10 protein-coding genes, 2 tRNA genes and 1 pseudogene are annotated in these 9,748 nt (G+C 70.5%); 1 reads left to right on the top strand and 12 read right to left on the bottom strand.

From position 1 onward, the window contains the following. Positions 1-68 precede the first annotated feature (68 nt). The 9 genes from ACFWRV_RS30070 to ACFWRV_RS30030 all read right to left on the bottom strand — a co-directional run bounded on the left by ACFWRV_RS30070 (position 69) and on the right by ACFWRV_RS30030 (position 5,177). A tRNA-Ala gene (locus tag ACFWRV_RS30070) sits at positions 69-141 on the bottom strand. Between the two features lie 144 nt (positions 142-285). Further along, complete coding sequence (locus ACFWRV_RS30065; protein WP_073216832.1) at positions 286-519, bottom strand: hypothetical protein; 234 nt, start codon at positions 517-519, stop codon at positions 286-288. Positions 520-842: 323 nt separating this feature from the next. Continuing rightward, a tRNA-Ala gene (locus ACFWRV_RS30060) sits at positions 843-915 on the bottom strand. Between the two features lie 149 nt (positions 916-1,064). Continuing rightward, the gene (locus tag ACFWRV_RS30055; protein WP_384338978.1) at positions 1,065-1,718 is read right to left on the bottom strand and encodes a histidine phosphatase family protein; all 654 of its coding nucleotides are present in this window, start codon (positions 1,716-1,718) and stop codon (positions 1,065-1,067) included. Continuing rightward, positions 1,715-2,146, bottom strand: coding sequence for a ribosome silencing factor (gene rsfS, locus ACFWRV_RS30050; RefSeq protein WP_010062919.1), 432 nt, complete (start codon positions 2,144-2,146; stop codon positions 1,715-1,717). The genes ACFWRV_RS30055 and rsfS overlap by 4 nt, the downstream gene beginning before the upstream one ends. 137 nt (positions 2,147-2,283) lie before the next feature. Further along, positions 2,284-4,101: a LytR C-terminal domain-containing protein gene (locus tag ACFWRV_RS30045; RefSeq protein ID WP_384338957.1), complete on the bottom strand. Its 1,818-nt coding sequence runs from the start codon at positions 4,099-4,101 to the stop codon at positions 2,284-2,286. Positions 4,102-4,120: 19 nt separating this feature from the next. Then, complete coding sequence (nadD, locus tag ACFWRV_RS30040) at positions 4,121-4,738, bottom strand: nicotinate-nucleotide adenylyltransferase (protein WP_371623384.1); 618 nt, start codon at positions 4,736-4,738, stop codon at positions 4,121-4,123. A gap of 37 nt (positions 4,739-4,775) precedes the next feature. Next, positions 4,776-4,940 carry a hypothetical protein gene (locus tag ACFWRV_RS30035; protein ID WP_384338955.1) on the bottom strand — a complete coding sequence of 55 codons (165 nt, stop codon included), beginning with the start codon at positions 4,938-4,940 and terminating at the stop codon, positions 4,776-4,778. Positions 4,941-5,024: 84 nt separating this feature from the next. Next, the gene (locus ACFWRV_RS30030) at positions 5,025-5,177 is read right to left on the bottom strand and encodes a hypothetical protein (protein ID WP_003969217.1); all 153 of its coding nucleotides are present in this window, start codon (positions 5,175-5,177) and stop codon (positions 5,025-5,027) included. Positions 5,178-5,288: 111 nt separating this feature from the next. Between ACFWRV_RS30030 and ACFWRV_RS30025 the strand changes: the two genes are divergently transcribed. Next, the gene (locus ACFWRV_RS30025; RefSeq protein WP_384338952.1) at positions 5,289-6,410 is read left to right on the top strand and encodes a M48 family metallopeptidase; all 1,122 of its coding nucleotides are present in this window, start codon (positions 5,289-5,291) and stop codon (positions 6,408-6,410) included. Here the strand turns inward: ACFWRV_RS30025 and ACFWRV_RS30020 are convergent. The 3 genes and pseudogenes from ACFWRV_RS30020 to ACFWRV_RS30010 all read right to left on the bottom strand — a co-directional run bounded on the left by ACFWRV_RS30020 (position 6,328) and on the right by ACFWRV_RS30010 (position 9,697). Next, positions 6,328-7,474 (bottom strand): annotated as a pseudogene (locus ACFWRV_RS30020) (hypothetical protein). The gene ACFWRV_RS30025 and the pseudogene ACFWRV_RS30020 sit on opposite strands and share 83 nt — an antisense overlap. A gap of 208 nt (positions 7,475-7,682) precedes the next feature. After that, positions 7,683-8,264, bottom strand: a complete 582-nt coding sequence (locus ACFWRV_RS30015; protein WP_384338950.1) for a hypothetical protein — start codon at positions 8,262-8,264, stop codon at positions 7,683-7,685. A gap of 149 nt (positions 8,265-8,413) precedes the next feature. Beyond that, positions 8,414-9,697 (bottom strand): glutamate-5-semialdehyde dehydrogenase, encoded by a 1,284-nt coding sequence (locus tag ACFWRV_RS30010; RefSeq protein WP_384338948.1) that lies wholly within the window; start codon positions 9,695-9,697, stop codon positions 8,414-8,416. Positions 9,698-9,748 lie beyond the last annotated feature (51 nt).

The raw sequence follows: 9,748 nt of genomic DNA, 5'->3' as shown, positions 1-9,748 counted from the left end.
TACGGCGGTCGGCACACTTTACGGGGCCCACCCTTTTGGGGTGGCCCGCTTCTTCACTGCCGATCTTGTGGAGCTAAGGAGAATTGAACTCCTGACCTCCTGCATGCCATGCAGGCGCTCTACCAACTGAGCTATAGCCCCGTGTTGCTTGCCGCGCGGTTTCCCTTGGCGACATCGAGAACATTACACGCACACCCCGGTGCTTCACCAAATCGTTTCCGGTCTGCACCGATGCGCCCGAATCATCCCGAGCATCACTCCGGGCGCTGACCCGTCAGCCGCAGGTCAGGCGGTTGCGAAGGAGTAGAAGCGCTTGAGGGTGCAGTGCTCCTCCAGGAGCCGCCCGTAGATCGGCTCCCCCTCCAGCTCCCGGTAGGTCTCGATGGGGTCGCCTTTTATGATCAACGCCCGTGCGCATTCCTCGCACCAGTACTGGTACTCCGGGTTGACGGGGTCCATGTCCCTGACGATGGGCGTACCGCTGCCGCACCAGTCGCATTTACGCCTGTGTGCACCCATCAGTCAGCTCCAGCTGTGGCCGCAGGCCGTGCACACGTAGGAGACCCCTCCGTTGTCACCCAGAACCTGGGCCACATGGGACGAACCGCAGGACGGACAGCCGAGACGGGATCGGACTTCGGACGTTTCGGGGCCGGGGGGCGAGGCGGCGACAAGGCGCTGGTCGGGGACGTGTTCGCGACTCGCAGGCATCGCGCTCCCTCCCGATCGGTACGTCGCCCCCTCCGGCGTTCCGATTCTGCCATGGCCCCGCAAGGGGGTCAGCCCGCTCGGCGCCCTCATGCAGAAGATCCCGCCCCCTGGTGGGGACGGGATCCTGATTGTGGAGCTAAGGAGAATTGAACTCCTGACCTCCTGCATGCCATGCAGGCGCTCTACCAACTGAGCTATAGCCCCGCTGTTCGCCGTGTTTCCCTGCGTTTCCGCGCTGCGAACAAGAAGAACTTTAGCCTGCGACCGGCCGGAAAGTGAAATCCGGCCCGGGCCGCCCGGGGGCGGCCCGCGAACGGCCTCTCAACGGCCTCTCAACGGCCTCCCGACGGCGTCTAGTCGTCGTCGCCGAGCACCGGCTCCGGGAGCGTGCCCGCGTTGTGCTCCAGCAGCCGCCAGCCGCGCGCGCCCTCCCCTAGGACGGACCAGCAGCAGTTGGACAGCCCGCCGAGCCCTTCCCAGTGGTGCGCCTCCAGGCCCAGCAGCCGGCCGATCGTCGTCCTGATCGTGCCGCCGTGGCTGACCACGACGAGCGTGCCGTTCTCCGGAAGCTTGTCGGCGTGCTCCAGAACGACGGGGGCCGCCCGGTCGGCGACCTCGGTCTCCAGCTCGCCGCCGCCCCGGCGCACGGGCTCTCCGCGCTTCCATGCCGCGTACTGCTCGCCGAAGCGCTCGACGATCTCCTGGTGGGTGAGCCCCTGCCAGGCGCCGGCGTACGTCTCACGGAGTGCGGCGTCGTGGGCGACGGTGAGGCCGCTGACGGCGGAGAGCTCGGCGGCCGTGGCCGCCGCCCGCCGGAGGTCGGAGGCCACGATGGCGTCCGGCTTCAGCGAGGCGAGCAGCCGGGCGGCGCGGCGGGCCTGCCCGACGCCGGCCTCGGTGAGCTCGATGTCCGTGGAGCCCTGGAAGCGGCGCTCCAGGTTCCATGCCGTCTGGCCGTGCCGCCAGAGGACGATCCTGCGGCCCCTGCCGCCGCTGCTGCCGTTCAGCTCTGGTCACCTTCCGTGCCGCCGTTGAGCTGTGCGTGCTCCTCGGCCTTGCCACGGGTCTTGATCGCGTCCTCGGGAAGGGCGATCTCCGGGCAGTCCTTCCACAGGCGCTCCAGCGCGTAGAAGACGCGCTCCTCGCTGTGCTGGACGTGGATGACGATGTCGACGTAGTCGAGGAGGATCCAGCGGGCGTCGCGGTCGCCCTCGCGGCGCACCGGCTTGGCGCCGAGCTCCTTCTGGAGCCGCTCCTCGATCTCGTCGACGATCGACTTGACCTGGCGGTCGTTGGGGGCCGAGGCCAGCAGGAAGGCGTCGGTGATCGACAGCACATCGCTGACGTCGTAGGCGATGATGTCGTGCGCGAGCCGGTCGGCGGCCGCCTGAGCGGCGGCGTTGATGAGCTCGATGGAGCGGTCCGTGGCGGTCACATGCAGGCTTTCGTCGGCGGTCGGATGCAACCTCTAGGGTCTCACGGACCGCCGACAGCGCCTTACTGGTTTCCCCCGGCCGGGCTTCGGGCTGCCACCGGCCGGCGCCGGAGCGTCGACCGGTGGCCCCGAGCGGGCTACTGGACCTCGTAGTCCTGGCCGAGGACCGCGGACACGTCGGCGTTGGCGGCCGGCTCGCCCTTCTTCACGTCGCCTGCGGCGAGCCCCAGGGTCTTGGCCACCTCGACGGCCTTCTCCTTGTCCTCGGCGGACCGGTAGAGGACGACGGACGACGCCGCGGCCCCTGCCTTGCCGCTGTCCACGAAGGCGTAACCGCCGTTGACCAGCTGGACCCGGGCGGCCTCCGCGGCCTTCTGGTTCCCGGTGGCGTTGCGGACGGCGACCCGCAGCGGTGCGCCCGCCTCGGGAGCCTTCACCGTGCCGCCGAGGATGTCCTTGACGACGCCGCGCGTGTCCGCCTCGGTGAGCGTGCCGTCCCCCTGGACCGGCAGCAGGGCCGTCTTGTAGTCGCCGACCTTGGCACGTGAGGCCAGCTTGGCGAGCGAGGCCCCGAGGTCCTTCTCGGGCAGTGACGGGTCGAGCACCTGGAGCAGCGTCTCGATGGTGACGGTCGCGGCCTTGGGATCCTCGGAGATCTTGCGCAGCGTGGCCCGCATGACTTCCCCGAACCGGGTCAGCTGCTTGGCCTCGGGCTCCCCCGGCGCGCGGTAGGTGGCGTACGCGACGGCCATCGGACCGCTGAGCGTCTGCCCCTCACCCTTGTTCACCAGGGGTGATTCGCCCTTCTTCGCTCCGGGTACGTCGGTGTCGGTGTCGACCTCGATATTGCCGACCAGCTCGACGAGGTTCTCCAGGTACGGGGTGTCCAGCCGCCAGGTGCCGGTGATCCGGGTGCCCAGGAGGGTGTCGATCGACTCCCGGGTGCCGGTCCTGCCGTCGTCCTCGACGGACTTGCCGAGGGTGGTGGTGGTTCCGTCGTCGCCCGCGACGGCGAGGGAGTTGGGCAGCAGGACGGTGGTGCCCTGCTCGGTGGTGGTGTTGTCGACGAGCAGCGCCGTCGAGGTGCCGCCCTTCTTCGTGTCGTGCAGATGCACCACGATCATGTCGCGCTGCTGGGCTCCGGCGGCCACGGCCTTCTTCTCGTCCGATCCGGACAGGCCCGGGATCATGTCGGCGGACCAGAGATAACCGGCCCCGCCGACGACGACGAGAACGGCCACGACTATGAGGGCGACCATCCGGTTGCGGCCCTTGCGCCGCGCCTCCTCGCGCCGCTCGCTGCGGCTCTCGGTGAACTTCAGCCAGTCGATGACGTCTTCGGAGTCCTCGTCGGGCTCCTCGATGAACGAGAACTGCTCGGTGCGGTAGTCGGGGGCGGGCTTGCGCTGCCCCGGAAGCCCGGGCTCCGCGTCCGGATCGGCCGCCTCCGGCTCGGCCGCCTCCGGCGACTGCGGTGCGGGGGCGTGCTGCGGGGCCTGTTCCGGTGCGGGGGCGGCACCCTGCTGCGGGATGCTCCAGTGCTGGCCGGTGTCGACCGCGGCGGCCTGCTGCCCGGTGGCGTAGCCGTAGTCGGTGTAGGAGCCGTAGCCGTACCCCGGGTCGGCGCCCTGGCCCTGCTGTGTCTCACACGGGTGCGTCTGGCCCTGGTGCTGTCCGGCGTAGGGGTCGTAACCCTGCGGCTGCTGCTGGGGGTTGCCGTACGCGTCGTAGCCGTAGCCGGCGTCCTGGGTCTGGTGCCCCTGCCCCTGCCCCTGCTGGGCGGCGTAGGGGTCGTAACCCTGACTTTGCTGACCCTGCTGGTCATACCGCTGCCGGCCCTGCTGGTCGTACTGCTGCTGCCCCTGCTGCTGGTAGACCGGCTGCCCGTACGCGTCGTAGCCGACGATCTGCGGCTCCTGGTAGTACGGGTCGTACGGGTTCTGTCGGTCGTTCACCGATGCCCCTCTCCGTGGCTCATTCGCCGCGGTACAGCTGGCGCTTGTCGATGTACCGGACCACACCGTCCGGCACCAGGTACCAGACCGGCTCCCCCTGCGCGACCCTCTCACGGCAGTCCGTGGACGAGATCGCCAGCGCGGGCACCTCCACGAGGGAGACACCGCCCTCGGGCAGTCCGTCGTCCGTGAGCACGTGCCCCGGACGGGTCACCCCGATGAAGTGGGAGAGCGAGAACAGCTCCTCCGCGTCGCGCCAGGTCAGGATCTGGGACAACGCGTCGGCGCCGGTGATGAAGAAGAGGTCCGCCTCGCCGTGGACCTCACGCAGGTCCCGCAGCGTATCGATGGTGTACGTCGGTCCGCCACGGTCGATGTCACTGCGGCTGACGGAGAACTGCGGGTTGGACGCGGTGGCGATGACCGTCATCAGATAACGGTCCTCGGCCGGGGAGACCGTCTTGTGGCTCTTCTGCCACGGCTGCCCGGTCGGCACGAAGACGACCTCGTCGAGATGGAACTGGGCGGCCACTTCACTGGCCGCCACCAGGTGTCCATGGTGGATCGGGTCGAATGTCCCGCCCATCACGCCGATACGGCGCTTGCCGGGGCCGGTAGGCACTTCCTGCTCTCCCATGCGTGCAGAGCCTACTGGCACAGCCGTACGCCCCGGCTCAGCGGTCGCGGTTGAAGCTGATGGTGATGAACAGAAGCAGCATCAGCGCGACGAAGGCCCCGGCGCCGACGAAGTAGGGGTTGAGGCTTTCGTGGTTGCCGCCGCCCTCGCCGCCCCCGGAGGCGAGAGTGGAAAGCTGGTGTGCGGTGCTCGTGAGGCTCATCTTCGGCAGGACCTATCGATCGTGAGTCGGAAGGAAGACGTCGGGCCCATCGTATGCGGGACCCTCGGGCACGCTCACGGCGACTCAGTCGTTGTTGTCGTCGTTGCGGTATCCACGCAGCAGGAACCAGGCGAGCAGCACCGCTCCGAGGATCGAGACGAGCAGCACGATCCGGAGGGTGTCACCCGGTCCCTGCTCCTCGGACGCGGCGGCGAGCAGTACGGCGGTGTGCGGCATTTCGGGCGCTCCTCAAAGTTATCCACAGCCCCCCGCACACCGTAGCGCCAGCGCATACGCTGGCTTTTGTCCGGGGGACGAGCGACGTCTCGTACGAACAGGGGGCCATCCATGACCGACAACAGTCACGAGAACGTGCCGAGCAGGGCGCGCCGGCGATTCCCCGGGATCTCCTCCCGGGCCTACGAGCACCCCGCCGACCGCTCGGCCCTGGTGGCCCTGCGCAAGCTGACCGGCTTCGACACCGTGTTCAAGGCGCTCAGCGGGCTGCTCCCGGAGCGGAGCCTGCGGCTGCTCTTCCTCTCCGACTCCGTCCGGGTGAGCGACGCCCAGTTCGCCCATATCAACGACATGCTGCGCGACGCGTGTTACATCCTGGACCTGGAGAAGGTCCCGCCGATGTACGTGAAGCAGGACCCGCAGCCCAACGCCATGTGCATCGGTCTTGACGAGCCGATCATCGTGGTCACCACCGGCCTGGTCGAGCTGCTCGACGAGGAGGAGATGCGGGCGGTGGTGGGCCACGAGGTGGGCCACGCGCTCTCCGGTCACTCGGTGTACCGGACGATACTGCTCTTCCTGACCAACCTCGCCGTGAAGGTCGCCTGGATCCCGCTGGGCAATGTGGCGATCATGGCCATAGTGACGGCGCTGCGCGAGTGGTTCCGCAAGTCGGAGCTGTCCGCGGACCGGGCCGGGCTGCTGGTCGGCCAGGACATCACGGCCTCGATGCGCGGGCTGATGAAGATCGCGGGCGGCAATCACCTCCACGAGATGAACGTGGACGCCTTCCTCGCCCAGGCCGACGAGTACGAGAAGGGCGGCGATCTCCGCGACTCCGTCCTCAAGATCCTCAATGTGCTGCCCCGGACGCACCCCTTCACCACCGTGCGGGCCGCCGAGCTGAAGAAGTGGTCGGAGACCCGTGACTTCCAGCGGATCATGGACGGCCACTACCCGCGGCGCGACGAGGACAAGGACACCTCGGTGACCGGCTCGTTCAAGGAGTCCGCCTCGCACTACGCGGACACGGTGCGCACCAGCAAGGACCCGCTGATGAAGCTGGTGGGCGACATCGCCGGCGGCGCGGGAGACCTGGGCGGCAAGCTGCGCGACCGGTTCACCGGAGCCGGCTCCGGCGGCGGTTCGGCTACGGGCGGGGACGGGGCTCCCGGTCGTCCTCAGGACCCTGAGGAGGGGAGCCCGGGGACGTCGGGGCCGTCGAGGGACTGACCGGCCGCCAGCGTCCCGCACAGCGCCGCTGTGGGCGGCCCCGTGGCGTACGGGTCGGTGGCCGCGGGTCCGCGGGCGTCCGCCCGCTCCCCGGCCAGGAGCGGGCGCAGCATCCCGGCCGCGTCGGCCGAGCAGGACTGCGGCCCTGCCTGGACATGGGCGGTGCGCACCTCCAGGCGGTGCAGTCGCAGGTCCTCCCGGTCGAATCGGAAGTGGAGCTCGCGCCGCACGGTGAACAGGGACGCGTCGTCCTCCCGGTGGGGTCCGTCCGCCGGGCGCAGGGCGTAGGTGAAGGTGTGGTCCGAGACGACGCCGAGGATGCCCGCCGCCTCCTCCTCGTAGCGGAGGGTGCCCTGGACCCGGATCCGCGGGTCCGCGAGCTCCACCCGTTCCGGGTCGAAGCGGACCAGCCAGCCGGTGGCGGCGTGGCTCCCGTCGTCCGCCGGGTCGCTCAGGCTGCGTTCGAACTGGGTGCGCTGGTCCGGGTCGAGAAGGTGCTCGACCGGCCGGCGTACGGAGCCCGTGAGGACGTCGGGGTTCAGGGACGACTCCACCAGGTAGTCCTTGACCGTGGCGAGCGCGGCGGTGATCTGGCTGTCGGAGAAGTTCTGCGTGCGTTCCACGGCGGGGAAGTTGATGCCCGCCGCGCCCGTGCGGAATCCGGAGACCGGCTCGGTCCGGTACAGCCGCTCGGGTGACCCGCCCGGTACGGCCCCGCGGGGGGCCAGGGGGACGACGGTGGTCCGCAGGGGTTCGGCGCGTCGGGTGGCCGGCTGGGGGTACGGGCTCCGGAATCCGATGTAGACGGCCACGGCGAAGGCCAGGGCGATGAGGACGACCAGCGCTATGGCGGCCCGGGAGCCGCCGCCGCCGCGGACGGAGACCGGTTCCTGGGGCACGGTGCGGACGGCGCGTGCGTGCTCGCCCATCCGTTCCTGCGCCGAGAACTCCTGCATCCGGGCAGCCTGGATGAACGATTCGTCGAAGACGAGCGAGCGGTATTCGTCCTCGCCGCCCGCGGGGTTCTCGGGCGGGCCGTCCGGCGGTTCTGAGCGGCCTGTCATGACTTCTCTCCCGATCTCCACACCGGTCGGTTCGGTGCGCAACGGTCTGCTTCGGCCGAGCGGGGCGTGCGGCAGCGAGAAGCCCCCCTGGGAACGAGGGGTCACATCTTCAGGGTAGGTCGATTGCGGTCCGCGTAAACGCGGAGACCGCCGGGAACTGCGGGGGCGTCCGGGTCGGCCGTCGGCGAACGGGTGACGAGGGGCGGGCTCAGGGCACCCGGGGCTCGGCGGAGACCACGGGGCGGGAGTAGTCCGCGGAGGCCGACGGGGCGGCCCCGGGCTTGTCCACGCCGCTGCTGGCGGGCGGCGGCACCTGGTCCTGGCGGTTGTTCGAGGCGCCCCGGTAGACCGCGGTGAAGGCGAGGGAGACCATGCCGACCCCCATCACCACAGCGAGCAGCCAGGCGACCGGCCGGTGCCAGCGGGCGGAGTTGCGGTAGGGGCGCAGGGAGCCGCCGTGGCGGCCGTAGGGCCCCGGGCCGTCGCCCTCGGCGCCGTGGTCGGGATCGTAGTCGAGGTCCTGGGGGTCGTGGTAGCCCCGGGAGTCGCCGTAGGGGCCGTAGGTGTCGTCGTCGGCGCGGCGGCTGCGGCGGGCGCGGGCCGCGTCGGCCTCGGCGCGGGCTTCGGCGGCGGCGAGCAGGCGCTCCACGGCGGTGGGCTCGTGGACGGGCGCCGACCGGACGAAATCCTCGTCGAACACCACGGAGGCGAAGTCCTCGTCCGCGCCCCCGCGGTCGTCGTCGGGCTCCCAGCCGTCAGAGAACGGCCTGCCCCCCACGTCGTCCGGCACGGATTCAGCGTAGCCGGGCCGGGACCATTTGGGCAGGGACCCCGCGAACTCCCCCGGATCGGCACGGGGGAACATGCGATCGTCCCCTCCGGACGGGGGCGGCCGGCCGGAGGCGACGAGGCAGGAGGGGCCACCGTGGCCGAAGGGGTCTAGCGGGTGTGCCCGTCGCCCGTGACGATGTACTTCGTCGAGGTCAGCTCGGGCAGACCCATCGGACCTCGGGCGTGCAGCTTCTGGGTGGAGATGCCGATCTCGGCGCCGAAGCCGAACTGCCCGCCGTCCGTGAAGCGGGTGGAGGCGTTCACGGCGACCGTGGTCGAATCGACCAGTTGGGTGAACCGCCGGGCGGCGGCCTGCGAGGTGGTGACGATCGCCTCGGTGTGGCCGGAGGACCAGAGACGGATGTGGGCGACCGCCGCGTCCAGGGAGTCGACGACCGCCGCCGCGATGTCGTAGGAGAGGTATTCGGTCTCCCAGTCCTCCGTCGTCGCCGCGACCACGGTGGCCTGGGAGCCCTCGGCGTGGGCGAGGACGTGCTCGTCGCCGTGGACGGTGACCCCGGCCCCGGCGAGCGCGTCCAGGGCGAGCGGCAGGAAGGCCTCCGCCACGTCCTTGTGGACGAGCAGGGTCTCGGCCGCGTTGCAGACGCTGGGGCGCTGGGCCTTGGAGTTGATCAGGATGTCGACCGCCATGGCCAGGTCCGTCTGCGCGTCGACGTAGACGTGGCAGTTGCCCGTGCCCGTCTCGATGACGGGGACGGTGGACTGCTCGACGACCGTGCGGATCAGCGAGGCGCCGCCGCGCGGGATGAGGACGTCGACCAGGCCGCGGGCCCGCATCAGTTCCGTCACGGAGTCACGGCTCTCGCCCGGGACGAGCTGCACCGCGTCGGCGGGCAGTCCGGAGCCGCCGACCGCGTCGCGCAGCACCCGCACGAGTGCGGTGTTCGAGGCGTAGGCGGAGGAGGAGCCGCGCAGCAGGACCGCGTTGCCGGACTTGAGGCAGAGGGCGGCGGCGTCGACGGTGACGTTGGGCCGGGCCTCGTAGATGATGCCGACCACGCCGAGCGGGACCCGGACCTGGCGGAGGTCGATGCCGTTGGGCAGGGTCGAGCCGCGCACCACTTCGCCGACCGGGTCGGGGAGGGCCGCGACGTCCCGTACGTCGGCGGCGATGGCGCGGATGCGTTCCGGGGTGAGGGTGAGGCGGTCGATGATGCCTTCGCTCGTCCCGGCCTCGCGGGCGCGCTCGACGTCCTTCGCGTTGGCCTCGACGATCTCGGCGGTCCGCACCTCCAGGGCGTCGGCGATGGCCAGCAGCGCGTCGTCCTTGGCCGCGCGCGGAAGTGGCGCGATGTCGGCGGCGGCCGCGCGGGCCCGGTAGGCGGTCTGCGCGACCGGGGAGAGGTTGTCGTAGGGCGAGAGCGTGGTCATGCCCGCAGAGTAATGCGCACTCTGCGGGCATCCGTCACGTATCCCGTGATG

The sequence above is a fragment of the Streptomyces sp. NPDC058576 genome (genome assembly GCF_042718715.1).
GTDB lineage: Bacteria > Actinomycetota > Actinomycetes > Streptomycetales > Streptomycetaceae > Streptomyces.
Note: the sequence above shows the minus strand (reverse complement) of the source record. Positions and strands in the feature narration are given on the sequence as shown.